The 17,529-nt window shown below is 70.2% G+C and carries 17 protein-coding genes; 8 read left to right on the forward strand and 9 right to left on the reverse strand.

From position 1 onward, the window contains the following. Positions 1 to 71 precede the first annotated feature (71 nt). A complete protein-coding gene (locus J7E87_RS03755) occupies positions 72 to 182 on the reverse strand; it encodes a DLW-39 family protein (protein WP_215090005.1) in 111 nt (36 codons plus the stop codon). Positions 183 to 367: 185 nt separating this feature from the next. Between J7E87_RS03755 and J7E87_RS03760 the strand changes: the two genes are divergently transcribed. Next, positions 368 to 715 (forward strand): VOC family protein, encoded by a 348-nt coding sequence (locus J7E87_RS03760; protein ID WP_155350410.1) that lies wholly within the window; start codon positions 368 to 370, stop codon positions 713 to 715. 112 nt (positions 716 to 827) lie between these two features. Here the strand turns inward: J7E87_RS03760 and J7E87_RS03765 are convergent. Further along, a protein-coding gene (locus tag J7E87_RS03765) for an IS5 family transposase (protein ID WP_374195130.1) occupies positions 828 to 1,702 on the reverse strand; the annotation gives its coding sequence in 2 pieces (ribosomal slippage) (positions 828 to 1,345 and positions 1,345 to 1,702; 876 coding nt in all). Positions 1,703 to 1,985: 283 nt separating this feature from the next. Here J7E87_RS03765 and J7E87_RS34790 point away from each other — a divergent pair. Beyond that, positions 1,986 to 2,387, forward strand: coding sequence for a hypothetical protein (locus J7E87_RS34790; protein WP_251016926.1), 402 nt, complete (start codon positions 1,986 to 1,988; stop codon positions 2,385 to 2,387). Between the two features lie 796 nt (positions 2,388 to 3,183). Here the strand turns inward: J7E87_RS34790 and J7E87_RS03775 are convergent. Further along, positions 3,184 to 4,305 carry an aminoglycoside phosphotransferase family protein gene (locus J7E87_RS03775; RefSeq protein WP_215089844.1) on the reverse strand — a complete coding sequence of 374 codons (1,122 nt, stop codon included), beginning with the start codon at positions 4,303 to 4,305 and terminating at the stop codon, positions 3,184 to 3,186. A 233-nt stretch (positions 4,306 to 4,538) separates the two neighbouring features. Here J7E87_RS03775 and J7E87_RS03780 point away from each other — a divergent pair, with 233 nt between their 5' ends. Next, positions 4,539 to 6,032, forward strand: coding sequence for a hypothetical protein (locus tag J7E87_RS03780; protein WP_215089845.1), 1,494 nt, complete (start codon positions 4,539 to 4,541; stop codon positions 6,030 to 6,032). Between the two features lie 57 nt (positions 6,033 to 6,089). On the opposite strand, the gene J7E87_RS03785 is transcribed toward J7E87_RS03780, so the two are convergent. Both J7E87_RS03785 and J7E87_RS03790 read right to left on the reverse strand, forming a co-directional pair. Continuing rightward, on the reverse strand, positions 6,090 to 7,529 hold the full coding sequence (locus J7E87_RS03785) for a PP2C family protein-serine/threonine phosphatase (RefSeq protein ID WP_215090007.1): 1,440 nt from the start codon (positions 7,527 to 7,529) through the stop codon (positions 6,090 to 6,092). 246 nt (positions 7,530 to 7,775) lie between these two features. Beyond that, on the reverse strand, positions 7,776 to 8,336 hold the full coding sequence (locus J7E87_RS03790) for a DM13 domain-containing protein (RefSeq protein WP_215089846.1): 561 nt from the start codon (positions 8,334 to 8,336) through the stop codon (positions 7,776 to 7,778). Between the two features lie 189 nt (positions 8,337 to 8,525). Between J7E87_RS03790 and J7E87_RS03795 the strand changes: the two genes are divergently transcribed. Then, complete coding sequence (locus tag J7E87_RS03795; RefSeq protein WP_215089847.1) at positions 8,526 to 8,897, forward strand: DUF4440 domain-containing protein; 372 nt, start codon at positions 8,526 to 8,528, stop codon at positions 8,895 to 8,897. Between the two features lie 52 nt (positions 8,898 to 8,949). Here the strand turns inward: J7E87_RS03795 and J7E87_RS03800 are convergent, their stop codons facing one another. Both J7E87_RS03800 and J7E87_RS03805 read right to left on the reverse strand, forming a co-directional pair. Continuing rightward, positions 8,950 to 9,534, reverse strand: a complete 585-nt coding sequence (locus J7E87_RS03800) for a GNAT family N-acetyltransferase (RefSeq protein WP_215089849.1) — start codon at positions 9,532 to 9,534, stop codon at positions 8,950 to 8,952. Then, positions 9,524 to 11,587, reverse strand: coding sequence for a penicillin acylase family protein (locus J7E87_RS03805; protein WP_215089851.1), 2,064 nt, complete (start codon positions 11,585 to 11,587; stop codon positions 9,524 to 9,526). Before J7E87_RS03805 ends, J7E87_RS03800 begins: the two co-directional genes overlap by 11 nt. 161 nt (positions 11,588 to 11,748) lie before the next feature. On the opposite strand from J7E87_RS03805, the gene J7E87_RS03810 reads away from it, so the two are divergent. The 4 genes from J7E87_RS03810 to J7E87_RS03825 all read left to right on the forward strand — a co-directional run bounded on the left by J7E87_RS03810 (position 11,749) and on the right by J7E87_RS03825 (position 14,875). Next, entirely contained in the window at positions 11,749 to 12,237 is a 489-nt protein-coding gene (locus tag J7E87_RS03810; RefSeq protein ID WP_215089853.1) for a GNAT family N-acetyltransferase, read from the forward strand. Positions 12,238 to 12,454: 217 nt separating this feature from the next. Continuing rightward, positions 12,455 to 13,222, forward strand: a complete 768-nt coding sequence (locus J7E87_RS03815; protein ID WP_215090010.1) for an ABC transporter substrate-binding protein — start codon at positions 12,455 to 12,457, stop codon at positions 13,220 to 13,222. Beyond that, positions 13,219 to 14,019: an amino acid ABC transporter permease gene (locus J7E87_RS03820; RefSeq protein ID WP_308312839.1), complete on the forward strand. Its 801-nt coding sequence runs from the start codon at positions 13,219 to 13,221 to the stop codon at positions 14,017 to 14,019. The genes J7E87_RS03815 and J7E87_RS03820 overlap by 4 nt, the downstream gene beginning before the upstream one ends. 7 nt (positions 14,020 to 14,026) lie before the next feature. Then, positions 14,027 to 14,875, forward strand: coding sequence for an amino acid ABC transporter ATP-binding protein (locus J7E87_RS03825; RefSeq protein WP_374195132.1), 849 nt, complete (start codon positions 14,027 to 14,029; stop codon positions 14,873 to 14,875). Positions 14,876 to 15,075: 200 nt separating this feature from the next. Here J7E87_RS03825 and J7E87_RS03830 read toward each other — a convergent pair whose 3' ends face one another. Together J7E87_RS03830 and J7E87_RS03835 are read right to left on the reverse strand one after the other, a co-directional pair. After that, positions 15,076 to 15,777, reverse strand: coding sequence for a hypothetical protein (locus J7E87_RS03830; RefSeq protein WP_215089857.1), 702 nt, complete (start codon positions 15,775 to 15,777; stop codon positions 15,076 to 15,078). Further along, the gene (locus J7E87_RS03835; RefSeq protein ID WP_215089859.1) at positions 15,774 to 17,384 is read right to left on the reverse strand and encodes a serine/threonine-protein kinase; all 1,611 of its coding nucleotides are present in this window, start codon (positions 17,382 to 17,384) and stop codon (positions 15,774 to 15,776) included. Before J7E87_RS03835 ends, J7E87_RS03830 begins: the two co-directional genes overlap by 4 nt. Between the last annotated feature and the right edge of the window lie 145 nt (positions 17,385 to 17,529).

Raw genomic sequence — 17,529 nt, forward strand, 5'->3', positions numbered from 1 at the left:
AGGCAGGCCGCGGACAGCAGGAAGCCCCGGCCGCTTCAGCGACCGGGGCTTCGTACCAAGACTGCTGCGTCTCACACACCCGAACCTGCGGGCACGGAGTCGGTCGCCTCCGTCCACAGATCCTGCTCGGCGCGATCCGCCTGGATCTGGCGGTACACGAGGAGCCCGCCGATGGCGGCCAGTGCGACCTAGGGCCTGTATCGAAAGCGCCGGTCACAGCCGCCCGTTGCTCTGAGGCAGGGGTAAACCGCTACTTCAGCGGTGGATGTGGCGAGTACGGTGTGGCTGTGGCCGGTGATCGCATGCAGCGGCGGCTCACGGAGACAGACGCGCGGACGCGAAGGAGCGAATGGTGCCAGGCGCCGTACTGCGAGGGGTGACTCTGGACTGTGCCGACCCGCAGACGCTGGCGGACTTCTACGGTGCACTGACCGGGATGCGCGAACTCTTCAGTACGGACGAGTTCGTCGCTCTGACGGACGACTCCGGCTGTGATCTGGGATTCCAGAGGGTTGACGGATACCGGGCTCCGCAGTGGCCGGGTCAGGACGTGCCACAACAGTTCCACCTGGATTTCCGCGCTGACGACCTCGATGCGATGGAAGAGCTGGCCCTGGAACTCGGCGCGGCCAAACCGGACCATCAGCCCGGCGACGGACGCTGGCGGGTGCTCCTGGATCCGGCTGGCCACCCCTTCTGCCTGACGTCTTCCTGACATTACCGGCGTTGACAGGCATCCCCCGTCAGACGCCGTAGCACTCAGGCTTGGGCGAGCGGTTCATCAGCTGCTGGCCGCCTCGGAGAGGGCATGGCGTCAGATGTGCTGGTCACAGCCACTCGTTGATGGCCGCTACCAGTACGGTTGCCTCGTAGCGGACCGCGAGCTTGTCGTACCTCGTGGCCACGGCACGGTGCCTTTTGAGGCGATTAATGCCGCACTCGACCGCGTGCCGAGCCTTGTAGTCCTCCGGGTCGAACTTCGGCGGACGGCCGCCGCGGGAGCCGCGTTTCCTTCGGTTGCGGGCCTGGTCGGCCTTGTCCGGGATGGTGCAGCGAATGCCACGTCTGCGCAGGTAGGCGCGGTTCTTCCGGGAGGCGTACGCCTTATCGGCGCGCACCCGCCTCGGCCGGGTGCGCGGTCTGCCGGACCCCAGCCGGGGCACCCTGATGCGGCCCAGGACAACCTCGAATTGCGGGGAGTCCCCGCGCTGCCCGGCGGTGATCACGATGGACATGGGCTTTTGCCCCTGCTCGATGGCGAGGTGCAGCTTGGTGGTCAGGCCGCCGCGCGAGCGACCGAGGCCGTGGTCGTCGGGCTCGACTGCGACACCGCCGGGCGGCTCCTTCTGCAGGTCCCCCTTTTCCTCGCTCCGGCGGCGTGCTGGTGGGCCCGGCAGACGGTGGAGTCGACGTTGAGGTCCCAGGTGATCAGGTCCTTGGCATCGGCCCGGGCCTGGAGGTCGGTGAAGATGCGCTGCCAGGTGCCGTTGCGCTGCCAGCGGCGGAACAGGTCGTACGCCCGGCCCCACGGCCCGTACTCGGCGGGCATGTCCCGCCACGGGATGCCGGTACGAACCCGGAACCGTATGCCGTCGATCAGCTGCCGCCGGGTCCATATCGGTGGCCGGCCGGGCTTCTTGCCCTTTGGTAACAGCAGCTCCAGCACGGCCCATTGCTCGTCCGTCAGATCTCCACGCGCCACGAATCAAGATCATCTCACATCCAAGATCCACTTTCGATACAGGCCCTAGCGCCGGGTCGGGAGCCACGGCCGGGTCACCCGCGAGCGCGACTCGCTGGCCGCTGTCCGTGATGCGCGATTCGCCCGTGCGGATCACGTCGAAGACATCGTTGGCGTACGTCGTTGCGGTCGCCGTGTCGTCGGCCCCGGAGAAGCGCGCCACCGCGCCGTACCAGTCCGCCGGATCCTCGCTCAACGGCCGGCCGAGCTTCCGCTGCGCGTTGGCGAGCAGGGCGGCGCCGCCGTGCACATTGGCGGCAGGGTTGTCGCGCAGCTGCTCGGCGGAGTAGCCGGACAGTTCGGCCGCCCGGTCCAGTGTCCGCAGCCGTCGGGGGAGTGCGGACGGTTCGGGCAGCTCGGCCTCGGCGGTGTTCCGCGCCGGACGCGCGTCATCGCCGCGCGCGTCCTCGATGCCGTGCGAATGGTGCGGCGCCTCGGCGAGAGCGGTCCTGGCGTCGGTGAGATGCATCGGCCCGTAGCCGCCGGTGACGCTCGCCGAGCCCGCATGAGCGTCCCAGCGCGACTGGAGATAGGAGACGCCGAGCAGCACGCTCTGCGGTACTCGGTACTGGGCCGCGGCGGCGGCGAAGTCGCGCTGCAGCGAGCCGGACGAGAGCTGTTCGGCGGTGGCGGACGGACCGGCTGAGACCAGTGGCAGCAGGAGAGCGGCCGACGCCACCACCGCGCCCCCTGCCCTCACCGTGCGCCGACGGGCGCGCTTCGGTCGTACGGGGGCGGATCCTTGCAAGGCAGCCTCCAGGGAAGGGTGGTGCGCGACGGGGCCCGCGGGGCCGGACACGACTACAGGGGTATCGGCTCCCGGACGATCCGTCAATCAGCGTCAGCAGTGGGAATTTCGCACGTCAGCACCGGTGCGGCGGAGTTTCGGGGTGAGGGCTCGCGGGCCTGCGGTGCGTCAGTGGCATGGACCAATAAACCTATGGGCAACGGATGTTGACGGCGTCTCGGCAACGATCGGGCGATCCCGGCCGACCGGTGGCTTACGACGCGGCCCGCGCCGGCTGCCGGTCCACCCGGGCGGGGGACAGGCGTGTTCGACCGCGAGGATCCCCGGCGCTGAGCGCCGCCGCGTTCTCGCCCGTGCGGCTCCGCTCGATCCGCGCACCCCCGCCGATGGAGCTCGGCGTGCCCGGCTCCCGGCCCTCTCCCTCAGAAGCGTGTGGGGCGTGCGCTCCACACGGCGCAGTACGGACTCCGGGCAGTCCGCGATCCACCACCCGGCTGTGCGCCGCGCCCAGGTTCAACCCGGCCACCACGTGCTCACGGGTGCACAGTCGGAGCCTGCGCGGCGGACGGCCGTCGGCCGAAGCGCCGGCCTCGGCGCGATCGAACCTCATAACCCGCCTGCGCACCACAGCGCGCCGCGCGCCCAGTGTGTCGGCACTGGGCGCGCGGCGCGCTTCCCCCTCTGTGGCGGACGGTCAGCGAGTGCCGACCGCCGCACGCACGGCCCGCCGGGCCAGTGCGCAGTCGTCGTGCAGCCGCCTCAGCAGCAGCCGCTGTTCCTCACCGGCCGACAGTCCGCCGGACGCGGGCTGGCTGCTGCCCGCAGGGGGCGCCTCCCGCATCGTCCGCTGCACAGCCGTCTCGTAGGTACGGATCTCCCGGGTCAGCACCAGCATCAGATTCACCAGGAACGCGTCCCGCGCCGCCGTTCCCGCCTGCTGCGCCAGCTGACTGATCTGCCGGCGCGCCACCGGCGCCTCACCCAGCACCGCCCACAGCGTCGCCAGGTCATAGCCCGGCAGATACCAGCCCGCGTGCTCCCAGTCGACCAGCACAGGACCGGTCGGCGACAGCAGGATGTTGGAGAGCAGCGCATCGCCGTGACAGAACTGCCCCATGCCCTGCCTGCCGCCCGCGTGCGCCAGACCGTGCAGCAGCTTCTGCAGATCCCCGAGGTCACGGTCGGTGAACAGACCCAGCTCGTGATAGCGGGAGATCCGCGAGGCGTAGTCCAGCGGCGCGTCGAACATCCCGGCCGGTGGCCGCCAGGAGTTGAGCCGGGCGATCGCGCCGAGGGCGGCCCGAACATCGGCACGGGGCGGAGCCTCGGCCGGGTGCCGTGCAAGGGCCGCCGCCCGGCCCGGCATCCGCTCGATCACCAGCGTGCAGTTTTCGGGATCCGCGGCGATCAGCCGCGGGACCCGCACTGGTGGGCGGTGCCGGACGAAGGCGCGATAAGCAGCTATTTCGTGGCGGAGCCGTTCCGCCCAGGCGGGCGAGTGGTCCAGTAAGCACTTGGCGACCGCTGTAGTACGTCCCGTTGTGCCGATGAGCAGTACGGAGCGTCCGCTGCGGCGCAGCACCTGCACCGGGTTGAACTCCGGACAGATGCGATGCACCGACGCGACGGCCATACGCAGCTGCGCGCCCTGAGGCCCGGACAAGTCGATTCTTCCGCTGAGGGGTTGGCCGACCGTCCCCGCCGGCCGACGAGCCCGACCGGCGTGAGCGGGGTCGAGATACGGTCCGGAGCCGGCCGGGGTGGCGGAGCGCTGCGGCCGATGCGGCGCGGACACGGAGGACGATGCTGTGTACATAGGGGCGACAGATCCCTTCGCGTGCCGACAAGTTGCATACGCGGCCCCGTCCCGGCAGCCGGTCCGCACCCTGGGGAATGCGTCCGGCTGCCGGGCCGAGGTGGCGCGTTCCTACGTCACACCCGGCCGCGGGTGGCACACCATCTGGCGCACCCTGGCGAACCCTGGCGAATAGTCGCCACGCATCTGACAGGGGGTTACTGTCAACTCAGCCGAGAACCTGGGGGCTTGACGTGACCGGAGAACCCAACACCCGCCTCTGTGACCTGTTCGGCCTGGCCGGCTGGTCCAAGGGGGAACTCGCGAGACTCGTGAACCGGCAGGCGGCGGCCATGGGCCACCCGCAGCTGGCGACCGACACCTCGCGCGTACGGCGTTGGATCGACATGGGGGAGACCCCGCGCGATCCCGTGCCGCGAGTGCTGGCAGCTCTGTTCACCGAGCGACTCGGTCGTGTCGTGACCATCGAGGACCTCGGGTTCGTACGGATCGGGCGAGCGGGGAAGCGGCGGGACGTCCAGGGAGCAGACAATCCTGACGGCCTTCCGTGGGCGCCCGAACGGACGGCGGCGGTCCTCACCGAATTCACGGGAATGGACCTCATGCTCAACCGACGCGGCTTGGTGGGCGCGGGCGCCGCGCTCGCCGCAGGCTCCGCACTCAGCAGCGCCATGCACGACTGGCTGCACACCGACCCCGCACTAGCCCACGACGCTCCCCGTATCGACAATCCCCTGCACGCCGACGCCGCTGGGTTCGACCGCTATGAGGCCGCCCCCATCGGGTCGCAGGAGATCGAGGCACTGGAGCGTTCCGTCGAAGTGTTCCGCGCCTGGGACGCCGCCCGCGGCGGCGGGCTCCAGCGCAAGGCCGTTGTGGGGCAGCTCAACGAGGTGGGCGGCATGCTCGCCTACCGCCACCCCGACCATCTCCAGCGCCGCCTGTGGGGCGTCGCCGCCAACCTCGCCGTACTCGCGGGCTGGATGTCCCACGACGTCGGCCTCGAACCAACAGCCCAGAAGTACTTCGTCATCGCCGCCCACGCGGCACGCGAGGGCGGCGACCGCCCGCGCGCCGGAGAAGCCCTCTCCCGCGCCGCCCGGCAGATGGTCCACCTGGGCCGTCCCGACGACGCCCTGGACCTGATGAAGCTCGCCAAGTCCGGCTCGGGTGAACAGACCCTGCCGCGCACCCAGGCGATGCTGTACACCATCGAGGCCTGGGCCCAGGCATCCATGGGGCGCGGCCAGGCCATGCGCCGCACCCTCGGCGAGGCCGAGGACCTGTTCGTCTCCGACAAGGGCGATGTGCCGCCGCCGAGCTGGATGCAGATGTTCGACGAGGCGGATCTGCACGGCATGGAGGCACTGGCGTACCGCACCCTCGCCGACCACGATCCGACGGCAGCCGCCACCGCTCAGAACCACGCCAGACAGGCGCTGGAGCTGCGCGAGGGCGGCCGGCAACGCTCGAAGATCTTCGACTACATCTCACTGGCATCGGCGTGCTTCATCGCGGACGACCCCGAACAGGCCGACCGCTACGCCCGGTTGGCGCTCGTCTCGATGGGGGAGACCTCCTCGCACCGGACGTGGGACAGGCTGCGTGAGATGTACCGGCTGACCGGTCACTACGCGGAATACCCAAAGATCCAGGATCTGCGCGAGGAGATCCAGCTGGCTCTGCCCAACAGCCCCTCGAGGAGGTCGAGGAGCGCCGAGATCTAGCCCGGGTTCCCCGGACTGTTCCGGGATTCATTCAGTACTGCCCAGACTCACGAGGACCTACGAACGGATCCTCGCGACCATCACACAGGCGTCGTCCTCGCGGTCGTCCTCACCGCATTCCTCGACGACCGTCCGCACGCACTCCTGCGCGCTGCGGGCCTCGGCGAATCGCGGCGCCAGCGCAAGCAGTCGGTCCGTGCTGCCCACCTCGGCGGCGCTCGTACGCGTCAGCCCGTCGGTGTGCAGGACAAGCAGATCGCCGGGGAGCAGCCGCAACTCGGCCTGCTCATAGGCCGCGCCGGACGTCGCGCCCAGCAGCACCCCGTCGGGCGGCGTCAGCGCACTCCCCGTCCCGTTGCGGAACAGCAGCGGGGCGGGGTGTCCCGCCTGCGCCCAGGTCAGAGTCTGACTCTCCGGGCTGTAGCGGCAGCACACCGCACTGCCGAGCGCGGGCTGCGCCGAGGTTTCCAGCAGCTCGTTGAGATGCGCCATGAGCTGTCCCGGGCTGATGCCGGCCACGGCCATCCCGCGCAGCGCACCCAGCAGCATCGCCATCGCGGATGTCGCCGTAACTCCGTGCCCGGTGAGGTCTCCGACGCTCAACAGTGAGTCGCCACTGGGCAGTTGAAGCGCATCGTACCAATCCCCACCGATCAGCGCGCTGTTCGTGGAGGGCAGGTAGTGCGCGGCGACGTCCAGCACGGCGGGCCCGCCGAGCGGGAACTGCAAGGAGCCCCGCCACGGCGGAAGGACGGCTTCCTGCAACTCGACCGCGACCCGGCGCTCCGTCTGGGCGAAGTGCTGCCTGCGCTCCAGTGAGTCACGGCTCTCTCGCACCGCCCGCTGGGTACGGCGCAGTTCGCTGACGTCCCGCAGGACCGCCCACATGGAAGCGGTGGATCCGTCGCAGTCGAGCACCGGCTCGCCCATCATGTGGACCGTACGGACCCGGCCGTCGGCTCGCACCATGCGGAACTCGCCGTCAATGGGGCGCCCGTCGACCAGACAGTCCGTGACCAGCGCGGTGAGCAGCGCCTGATCTTCCGCGAATACGATGGAGGGCAGTTCGTCGAGGGACATGGGGCCGCTCTGCGCGGAGCGCCCAAGGATCTGGTAGAGCTCGTCGGACCAACTCACCTCGTCGGTGAGCAGATTCCACTCCGCGCTGCCGACCCGGCTGAGCAGTGACCCCGTGCTCTGTGCGCTGTCCGCCTCGTATGCGGCGAGCTCGTCCTCGAAGACGCCGAGGGTACCGTCCGGCAGACCTTCCTTGAGCTGGCCCAAGTGCGCGCCGAGATCGTCCAGATGATGGACCGCCAGGTCGCAGAGCGCCCGCTGCCATCGCCCCTGCGGGTCGTACTCGTCGTCCGTGGCTGCGTCCCGGCGCACGGCGTCCACGTCGCCGCGCAGCCGACGCGTGCGGGTGATCAGGGCGTCGACGGTGCCGCGCTCGGGCGGCTGTTGGGCGGGACGGTCCGCGAACACATGGGACGGCATGTCGTACTCCGATACAGGCGCGGGCACAGCCAAGTTTCTACACTGGACCAGTAATGACTGTTGCACAGGGTGCGACGGCCCGTAAGGGATTTGGCAACACTCGATACGGTGGTGCCGCCGGTATATGCCACAGGCCGCCCGGAGGGCGGCGGCTGGGCGAACGGGTGGGCCACGGCGATGAGTTGCGGGTGAGGCCGAGAGTCTGGACCGCGCGGCGCGGCCCACCGAGTTGTCCGTCGAGCAGGGTCAGGCGCGGGCGAGTGACGCGGCGCCGAAGGAGACGTCGAATCGGTCGCACCAGATGCTGACGCTGGTGTACCGCTTCAGATCGAGGTCTGCGGGCAGCGCGTAGTTCTGGTCGCCCTTGTTCCCCTTGAGTTTGCCCAGGCTGACGAACTTTCCGTCGTCGAAGACACGCCAGCCCGCCGTGCCCTCCTTCACCGGGGCATCGGTGATCCATACGCGCAGATCGGGGCCGTTGCTCGTATCGAGGTTCTCCAGCCGGAGGGTGCGCGTCCCGTCCGCCAGTTCCAGGACCTTCACCGAGCCGCTCGTCCGGTGCTCATGGCTGATCAACTCGCCGGAAGCCAGCGTCCGCGGCCCCGAGGCCGCGGGCGTTGGCTCCCCGGCCGCGGGCTCGGCAGCATCCGGGGTCGCGGTCGCTGCGGGGAGGGCGTCCTTGACGGTCTCGTCCACCCAGAGCTTCCACGGCTGGAACCAGAACAGCCCCACGCCGGCCACCGCCAGTCCAACGATCAGTGCCGCCACACCCCACGGTCTGCCCAGCCACCTCTGTACGCGCCCCACCGTCGTCTCCTGACGTCCACCGGCCGCCGACCCGGCCTGTCCCGGGTCCGGCCTGGTCCCAATTCAACGGCAGGGCGAGGCGATCGGCACCGTCGAGCCTGATGACGAAAGTCTTACGTCGCGCGGACCCTCGTCCCGCGGTCCCCGTCCTTACGGGCGGCGGACCGCCCAGGGGCATAGGCTCCCGCCATGAACGACGACGAGGAGCGGTCGGTCGATGCCGCCGTCGAGGGGGAACTGCGGCTCCTGGACCCCGCGGTGCGGGCCTTGCCCCACATGGTCTCCGAGCTGCTGGACCCGGAGTTCTTCGAGTTCGGGGCATCGGGCGCGCGCTACGACCGTACGACGATCCTGTCCGCCATCGCCCCCTCTCCCATCGAGCGGGTGACCGCCACCGGCATCAGTGAGCTGTCCGGGAAGCTGCTCGCTCCCGGCCTCGTCCAGGTGACCTATGTGTCGGACGAGAGCGGTCGGCTGGCCCGGCGGAGCTCCCTGTGGCGCAGAACGGCGGAAGGCTGGCGGCTGTACTTCCACCAGGGGACGCTGATCAGCACCGAGTAGCACCAGGAGCCGCGGGCCTGCCGACCCCGAGGGCGGGCGGCACGCGTCGGGCTCAGCCGCGGCGTTCCACCCTGTCGCGGCTGAGGAAGGCCAGCCGTGCCCGCTTCTCAGGTTTGTCGATCTCAGGGCCGAGCTCGAAACCGGCCCGGACCATGCGCTCGATGGCCTTCACGTTGCGGGCGTCCGGCTCGACCACGATCCGCTGGTGCCCCGGATCGGCCAGGGCGTAGGCGATGAGGACTTTGAGGAGTCCGCCGGTGAAGCCACGCTCCATGGCGCCGCACGCGGGGCCGATCAGCAGATGGAGGCCGAAGTCGCCGGGCCGCACCTCGTAGCAGTCGCCGACCGGATCGGCGGCCGGTTCGTACGTCTGGAAGAGCGCGACCGGCTCGCCGTCCCGCTGGGCCAGAAAGGCGTGGTGGGTGGTGAGCGAGTCCAGATACTCGTATGTCTCACGGACCTGCTCGCGGCTGTGGCCGAGCATGCCCCAGAACCGGGCGCGTTCCTCGGTGACCCAGCGGTGGATCAGGTCGAGGTCCGCGGCGGGGTCCAGCGGGACGATGCGGACCGTCCCGAAGCCGTCGACGGTCTGCTCGTAGACGGCCTCGCGCGGCCGGGCGGGGGATTCAGAAGGCATGGCTCTCCTCGGTGAGTCGGTTCCAGTCGGTGATGACGGGTGCGAGTTCGCCGCGCAGCCACAGCGGGAGCTGGTCGCGGTGGTGGGCGTCGCCGGGCACCCCGGACGCGCCGAACGGGACCACCCAGAGGCTGTCGTCGCGCCGCGCCAGGTCCCAGACATAGCGCGCCGCCGGGCCCCGCATGCTGTGGTCGGTGATGCCCGGCACGCTCGACGTCGACAGCACGCAGTCGTGGTCGCCGGACAGCCCGGGCCACACCTCCTGCGTCGCGCCGGGCAGCGCCCGCCATGGCGCGAGCCGGTGCCGCTCACCCCAGGCCGTCGGCGTACGGACGGCGGCGGCCACTTCCTCGACGGCGGCCCGCACCACCTCCGCGGGGTCCACACCGGGCAGCGCCTCGCTTTCGAGCAGCGCCTCCAACGCGAAGGCGACCCGTGGGACGAGGGACAGCCACGGCCGGAACAGCTGCGGATACGGCGCGGACCCGACCCGTTCCGAGAGCGCCTCAAGCGCCGGATGAGCCGCGACCCGGCGCACGACCGCCGACCTCAGTTCGGCGTAAGCGGCAGCGTCCGTGCTGGCCGCGTCCATCCGCCGGTCCCAGCTCAGCAGCCGGTGCTGGAGCCCCGCGGCGTCCGCGCTCAGCCCGTCGAGCCCGGCGAGCAGCTCCAACAGGGTCTTGGCGGAAGCCAGTTGAGTGTCCATATGGAGGGCCGTGATGGCCTTCGCGGACCAGGCGCCCGACGCGTCCAGCAGGGTCCGTATGCGCTCGGCCCGGTGCGGGGGCGCGAACTCGACGCCGAGGGGAGCGGCAATCCCTCTCTGGTTCGCCATCACCGCTATGCCTTCGACCGGCTCGCGGGGCAGCGTTTCGTGCCAGCCGCGCCACTCGTACGCCGCGTCCCAGGCCGGCACGATGCGCAGCCGGTTCTCCCCGTGCCGCAACGGCACCCGGCCCGCGACACGGTGCAGCAGTCCGCCCCGGCTGTCCGCTGCCTGGACGACATTGACGGGCTCCGCCCACCCGTCGAAAGCCCGGTCCACATCGGCGACGGTCCGCGCCCGCAGCAGCGCGGGCAGCGCGCTGAAGCCGAGTTCCCCGCTCACCCGTGGCGGAACGCGGAGACTGATCGCCACCGCGTCGTCGGGGCCGCCGATGACGACCGGCCCGCGCTCGGTCTCGATCACTTCGATCTCGACCGGGCCGGCGCTCGCCACTTCAATGGTCTCGGTGTGCACGGAGGCGGGCCGCCAGCCCTTCGGGCCGAGCGCCTCTACCTCCGTGCCCCGTCTTCGGAGCCGTTCCCGGTAGAGGTCCTGGTAGTCGGCCATCGCATTCGTGATCGCCCAGGCCACCGTCCCGGTGTGCCCGAAATGCGCGATTCCGGGGACGCCCGGCACGGCCAGCCCCACCACGTCGAACTCCGGGCAGGCCAGATGGATCTGCTGGTAGATCCCCGGATCCTCGATGAACCGGTGCGGGTCGCCCGCGACGATCGGTGCGCCGCCGACCGTGCGCTCGGCGGCGACGAGCCAGCCGTTGCTCCCCGATGTGCCGGTCCCGTCGGTGGCGAACAACTCGATCGCGCCGTCGCCGAGCGCGTGGGCGACCTCCTCGCGCCACAGCTTGGTGGGGAACCCCGCGAACAGGATGTGCGTCGCGAGCCAGATCCCGAGCGGCGTCCAGGGCTTCCATCGGCCGGGGGCGAGCCCGGCCGCCGCGAACTCCGGTGCCCGCCGGGCCCCGTCGGCGAGACCCGCGTTGACCCCGTCGACGTACTTCCTGATCCATGAGGCCGTGTCGGTGTCGAGGCTGCGAAAGCAGCGCCGGGCGGTGTCCTCCAGCCTCGACTGGCGGGCGAAGCGGTCCCAGCCGACTGCGTCCTCGCCGAGGAAGGAGGCCGTCGTCCCCTGTGACCGGTGACGGTCGACCTCGAGCTGCCATGCCCGGTCCACTGCGGCGTTGTGCCCCTGGCTGAAGACGAGTTCGTCCGCGCTGTCAGCCCGCAGGTGCGGGATCCCCCAGGCGTCCCGGTAGATCCGAGTGCTCAATCTGTCCCCCTCTTTTTAGGTTAGGCTGCCCTAACTTAAGGGGTGGTTGTCCTGTAAACAATCCCGGGCCCGGAGGAGCAGACCGCGCGGGGGCTTGGCCGGGAGAGCGTCGTTCATGAGCGCGCGGCCCGGCTGCGGCTCTGGCAGGTAATACTCTCTACATGACTTCGTATGTGACGGGCACTGGCGTCGGCGTGCGGGGGGAGGCCGTGCGGATCAGGCGCGCCACCGCCCGTGACGCGAAGCGGCTCACCGGACTCGTACGCAGGTCCCGCGCCTACGCGGGGCAGTACGCCCCGATGATCGCCGGATACCGGGTGGGCCCTGACTACATCGAGGCACACCATGTCTTCCTGGCCGTCGGCGAGGACGAGCGGGTGCTCGGTTTCTACGCCCTGATCCTCTCCCCGCCGGAGCTGGACCTGATGTTCGTCGCCGACGGCGCCCAGGGACTCGGCATCGGCCGCCGGCTCGTCGCGCACATGACCGGCGAGGCGAGGGACGCCGGGCTCACCACCGTGCGCATCGTCTCGCACCCGCCGGCCGAGGGCTTCTACCGCAGCGTCGGCGCGAAGCCGATCGGCACAGTGATCGCGAATCCGCCCGCTGTCATGTGGGACCGCCCCGAACTGGTCATCCCGATCCCGTAGCGGTGCATCCGCCGCCGGTCAGGGCAGTGCACGCATCGTGGACGACTTCGTCACCCCGCACCCGAGTGCCTTACGATCTCCGACGAACGATCGCGTCGAGCCGAGCGCCCACAGCGCACAACCATGGAGGTCAACCGTGTTCAGGACGGCCAGCGGACACCGCAGTCACCGCACCAGCATCCGGGCCCGTGCCACTGCCGGTGCCGTGGCCGCCGGGATGTTCCTTGCCGTCGGCTGTTCCTCCGGCGACGACGGACCGGGTGAGGCGGCGGGTGGCGTGCCCGTGGTGGCCAAGGGCAAGCTGACCACCTGCACCCACCTGCCCTACCCGCCGTTCCAGTTCGAGCAGAAGGGCAAGGTCGTCGGCTTCGACGTGTCCCTGATCGATCTGGTGGCGAAGAACCTCAAGGTCGAGCAGAAGGTCCTGGACACACCGTTCGAGAACTTCAAGACCGGCGCCTTCCTGAATTCCGGCGCGTGCGATCTTGCCGCCGCCGGTATGACGATCACGGACGAGCGCAAGAAGAACGTCGACTTCTCCGTCCCGTACTTCGACGCCACGCAGGCTGTGCTGGCGACGAAGAAGAGCGGCGTGACGTCCCTGGCGGACGTCAAGGCCAAGAAGAAGAAGCTCGGCGCGCAGGCGGAGACCACCGGCGAGAGCTACGCCAAGTCGCAGGGCTTCGACCCGGTCGCGTTCGAGAGCTCGGACGCGGTGCTCAACGGGCTGCGCACCGGCCAGGTCGATGCCGTCGTCATCGACTACCCCGTCGTGCAGGGCTGGCTCAAGGACAAGGCGAACGCCGCCGAATTCGTCCTCGGCCAGAACGTCGAGACCGGTGAGCAGTACGGCTTCTCGGTGAAGAAGGGCAACACCAAGCTCCTCGCCGCGATCAACAAGGCGATCGAGGACGCGCGCGCGGACGGCACGTACAAGAAGCTCTACGAGCAGTGGATCGGCCCGCTGCCGCAGGGCAAGTCGTGACCTCTCGGCTGACCAGGCGCCAGCGGCGCCGCGTCTCGCAGGGCATCCAGTACGCCGTATTCGTCGCGGCGCTGATCCTGATCGGCTTCCTGGCCGACTGGGACCGTCTGCAGAACCAGTTCGCGCAGAAGGACCTCGCCAAGGAACTCTTCCCGGACATCATCACCATCGCCCTGCGCAACACGGTGGTGTACACGATGTCGGGGTTCGTCTTCGGTCTGGTGCTCGGTCTGATCATCGCGTTGATGCGGCTGTCGTCGGTCGCCCCCTACCGGTGGGTCGCCAGCGTCTACATCGAGTTCTTCCGCGGCCTGCCCGCCCTGTTGATCTTCATCTTCGTGGGTGTGGCGGTGCCGCTGGCGTTCCCCGGCACGCAGATCCCCGGCGGTACGTACGGCAAGGTCGCGCTCGGTCTCGGACTGGTCGCCGCCGCCTATATGGCGGAGACGATCAGGGCGGGCATCCAGGCGGTGCCCAAGGGGCAGATGGAGGCGGCCCGGTCACTGGGCTTCTCGCACGCCCGGGCCATGGTGTCGGTGATCATCCCGCAGGCGTTGCGCATTGTGATCCCGCCGCTCACCAACGAGCTCGTCCTGCTCTTCAAGGACTCCTCGCTGGTGCTGTTCCTCGGCGTCACCCTCGAGGAGCGGGAGCTGACAAAGTTCGGCAGGGACCTGGCCAGTCAGACCGCCAACTCAACCCCGATCCTGGTCGCCGGGCTTTGCTACCTCATCGTGACCGTGCCGCTGAGCCTCGTGGTGCGCCGCCTCGAGGCCCGCGCCGACAAGGCCAGGTGAGGACGAGATGTCACGGAAGACGGAGACGGTGGACAGCATGGGCACGGACCGCCCGGAGATCGAGATCCGGGGGCTGCACAAGTCGTTCGGGGACAACGAGGTGCTGCGCGGCATCGACCTGGACATCGCCCGGGGCGAGGTGGTGTGCGTCATCGGTCCTTCGGGCTCGGGCAAGTCGACGCTGCTGCGCTGCGTGAACCTCCTGGAGGAGCCGACATCGGGCCAGGTCTTCGTCGGCGGCACGGAAGTCACCGACCTCGACGTGGACATCGACGCGGTTCGCCGCCGTATCGGCATGGTCTTCCAGCAGTTCAACCTGTTCCCGCACCTGAATGTGACCGAGAACCTCACGCTGCCCCAGCGCCGGGTTCTGCGCCGGAGCAAGGCGCGCGCCGCGGCCGTCGCCCGGGAGAACCTGGTGCGCGTCGGTCTCGCCGACAAGGCGGACGCCTATCCGGCGCAGTTGTCCGGCGGGCAGCAGCAGCGGGTGGCGATCGCGCGGGCGCTGGTGATGGGCCCCGAGGTGATGCTCTTCGACGAGCCGACCTCCGCGCTCGACCCCGAGCTGGTGGGCGAAGTGCTCTCCGTGATGCGGCTGCTGGCCGCCGAGGGCATGACGATGATGGTCGTCACGCACGAGATGAGCTTCGCCAGGGAGGTGGCCGACCGCGTCGTGTTCATGGACGGCGGCGTCATCGTGGAGCACGGCCCGGCCGCGCAGGTCGTGGGTGATCCGCAGCACGAGCGGACCAGGAACTTCCTCATGCGCATCCTGGACCCGGCTTCGACCGAGGCCCCGGTCGAGGACGCCGGGGTGGATGTCCGTAAGCCGGTTGACGGTTCGTCCGAAGGCTGAGGGATCCCACCTCGGCGTCGTGGGCGTACTGCCGGGCGCCGCCGATGTCCGGATGGGCGAGGGCCGCATATAGACCATGCGCCGGGGTCGGACTCAGCTCCGGGCCGGCCCGTGTGCGCAGCGCGAGCGCTGAGTCGGCGAACGGGGTGTTCCAGACGGTGAAGTGCGCGGCGAGGCTGGCGCTGTCGTGCGACGGAGAATCAGGCGCACCGGTACATGAAGTGCGTGGTGGCGATGTGCCGGGTCGGCGAGATGATCCGCAGTTCCGCGCCGGCCCGGTACTCGCCCCGGCCGTGGAACGTCCACAGCAGATGCAGCCGGGCCAGTTTCTGGCCGCGCTTCATTTTCTCCCGCAGCAGCTCCGATTCGGTGCCGTCGCTGCGTACCCAGCGATACGTGACGGTGCCGGGCCGTCCGTCGGTCTCCACGACGCCCACGACGTCCGCCGTGCCCTCGCACCCGGGTCCCTCCGCCGAGGTGTGGACCGACACCTCGTCCACGGCCAGGCCGGGTCCGTAGCGCTGCCAGGCGAGGAAGGCCAGCACGGCCAGCAGTACGGTTCCGGCCAGGGCGTACCGGCGCAGCCCTCCGCGGCGGCGGTCGGGGGGCTGCGGCCCGGCGGGCCGGCCGGGCAGTGTGCCGTGCCACAGCGCCGCGGTGGTGTTGCCGGGGCTGCGCCGGTGGACGGCGGCGGTCACTCCGGGGCCGAAGCGGAGGATCTCGCCCTCCACGCGGTCGGGGGCGACGCTCGTCGGCTGTTCGCCCTGGACCCGAGTGACTCCGTGCGTCGCGGGCTCCGGGGCGGGCAGTTCGAACCAGTGACTGCCCAGCGCGGTCGCGCTGTACTCGTCACTTTCGGCCTCGTCGCGAATGGGGCCGGATGGAATCCGTGGATCGTTCATCGGATGGTGCACCGCCGCGTCAGGATCTGCTGCGAGGAACTGCCGTTCGCAGCCGCCGGGTTCGTCGTGGCCCGTACACCCCAGTAGCAGCCCTTCCCCTGGAAGGTGTGGTCCAGGGTGATCGTGTACTGCGTCGCGCCGCTGCGCTCGAAGGCCTGCGAGCCGTCCTGCGCTCCCAGTTCGCCCGCGGCGTCGCCGGTGAACCACGCGATGACGACGGTCACCGGACCGGTGCCGTCCGTCGCGACGTCGATGGACGCGGAGCCACCGTTCGCACTCGTCTGCCTCAGGCTCGACACGGAGACCGACTTCACGCTCACGGGAGAGACAGTGGGAGTGGACGGGCTGGTTTCGGTGGACGCGGCGGACGACGGCGTCGGGGACGAAGGAGCGGCTGACGGCGTGCTCGGCGCCGTTGTGGCGCCGGCGGATGGAGAAGCGGACGAAGGAGAGGGGGAGTTGCCGGGAGAGGCGCTGCCGGTCGGCGACGGGCTTGCCGAAGTGGGCCCGCCGTCGGGCGAGGTGATGGCACTCGGTACCGCGCTGGTGGTGGCGAGGGACTGAGCGGTCGTCTGCCGGGGGTCGTCCCCCCTCGCTCCCGCGGCGACGGCGACCATCACGGCCACCACCAGCGCGGCGACGCCCGTCAGCACTCCCCGCAGGCCCGGTTTCCAGCTGCCGCCCCAGCCACCGCCCAGTGCCGTCGTGGCCAGCGCGGTGGTCCCCGAGGCATGGCCCGCCGCCGAGGGAAAGAGCAACGGCAGGAGGGCGGCCAGCGCGGCGAGTCTGCGCTGGCCCCGCTCCTCCCAGTCCGGGCCGTAGGCGGCCCCGGCGATCTCTTCCAGCTCCGCGACGAACGCTTCCGCGTTCTCGGGCCGTTCCTGCGGCTCCTTCGCCATTCCGCGCCTGATCAGCGGGCGTACCGGCTCGGGGGTCTCCTCCTCGGGAACCGGTGCTTCGATGTGCTGGAGGGCCAGCTCGGCGAAGTTCTCGCCGGAGAACGGCTTGTGGCCGGTCAGGCATTCGTAGAACGTCGCGGTCGCGGCATAGACGTCGGCCGCGGGGGAAGCGGGCGCCCCGTTCCACTGCTCGGGGGCCATGTACGCGGGAGTACCGGCCACGCCCGGCGTGCTGCCGCGGCCCGCGGCGATGCCGAAGTCGACGAGCTTGGAGGAGCCGTCCGCCGCGACCAGGACGTTCTCCGGCTTGTAGTCGCGGTGGACCACACCCCTGCGGTGGGCCGCTGCCAGCCCCAGCAGCGAGCCCTTGAGCACCACCAGGGCCGCCTCCGGGCCGGTGGCGCCTTCCCGTAGCAACAGCGCGCGCAGGGCCATGCCGTCGACCAGTTCCATCACGATGGCGGCGCCCTGCGGCGCCTCGACGTACTCGTACAGCCCCACCACATACGGCGAATCCAAGTCACCGAGCAGACGTGCCTCCGCCCGGAACTCCTGGACGAAAGCGGAGTCCGACCGCAGCCTCTCGCTCAGGTACTTGATGGCTACGGGGGTTCCGGTGGCCTCATGGACGGCCAGAACGACCCGCCCGCTGCCACCGGAACCCAACTCCCGGGACTCTGTGTACCCGGGCACCGACCATGCGTTCATCCCCGCCCCCTACGTGCCGCGGCAGGATAGCCCACCCGCTCTCCCCATGGCAGACACACTTCCGTCACGAGCGGTTCCCGAGCGGTTCCCGGGAGGGCGAGGACGACGGCGAGGAGCGACGGCCACGGCGAGGGCGAGGGACGAT

Origin of the sequence: Streptomyces sp. ISL-1, assembly GCF_018614585.1 — a bacterium.
GTDB classification, from domain to species: Bacteria; Actinomycetota; Actinomycetes; order Streptomycetales; family Streptomycetaceae; genus Streptomyces; species Streptomyces maoxianensis.